At 45.8% G+C, this 859-nt stretch carries 1 protein-coding gene; it reads right to left on the bottom strand.

Going from position 1 to position 859, the window contains the following annotated elements; genetic code table 11:
* Nucleotides 1-744 (bottom strand): IS5 family transposase (locus UYC_RS37060; protein ID WP_016874817.1); only part of this gene is annotated, 744 nt, incomplete at its 3' end.
* Nucleotides 745-859 lie beyond the last annotated feature (115 nt).

The following is an 859-nucleotide window of genomic DNA, read 5'->3' as shown; positions in this document are numbered from 1 at the left end:
ACGCTGTAGCAGGGATGCCAACATTGGTGATGGGTTCGGTAATTTTCGCTCGATGTCCCGAATCACTCTTCCCAAATAGGTACGCAATTTTTGTGTTTGTTTACGAGCGCGGCCGCCTTGTTGTGCCACTGCATAGCGGCTTTGATGAAATAATGCTTGTTTACCCAAGCGTGAATAGTTCTGACGCAGTTTGATTTGCTGTTTCTGGGCGGCACGTACCAATGCTCGTCGCGCTTTGTCATACAACCGCGCATCAGTAGGAAAGGCAATCGCTTTCTCTTGCACTGTGGTATCGACATTCACGCGCTTAATCTCACTCGGCTTTAGGGCTTTTTGCTGTTGGGCAGTCCTTAGCACACCTTTGAGCAGTTTTTCTACCCCTTCTGCTCCAACTCGCTGCCGCCACTTCACCAAGCTTGTAGGATGACAAGGTAATTCATGTTGAAAGGTTTGTTCTCCGCAAAAGTACTGCCAATAGGGATTTTCTACCCATTTCTCCACTACTGATTCATCACTCTCATCGTACAGTGCTTTCAAGTAATGCAGCCCCACTAACAACCGACTCGACAATGCTGGGCGGCCTACATCTGTTGTGGTTGCTGTTCTAAACTCTTGCTCAAAGTACTGCCAATCCAAAGCCTTAGCCAGTTTTACTAACGGATGTTCTAGATTTAGTTGACTCTCCAGTAAAGGTTGTTTTATTCCTTCTACTGGTGTCCTCTTTTCCCCAAAATTACCGCTCATGTTCACCTGCTTTTTCAAGCTTTGGAAGATTTTCTGGCAATCTTACACACACTTTCTCTCTCTGAACTCCCTCTTAATGCTGGCTTTCATCTATTTTTCAGGGACGACTATTTAA

The organism is Chlorogloeopsis fritschii PCC 6912, assembly GCF_000317285.1.
GTDB classification, from domain to species: Bacteria; Cyanobacteriota; Cyanobacteriia; order Cyanobacteriales; family Nostocaceae; genus Chlorogloeopsis; species Chlorogloeopsis fritschii.
Note: the sequence above shows the minus strand (reverse complement) of the source record. Positions and strands in the feature narration are given on the sequence as shown.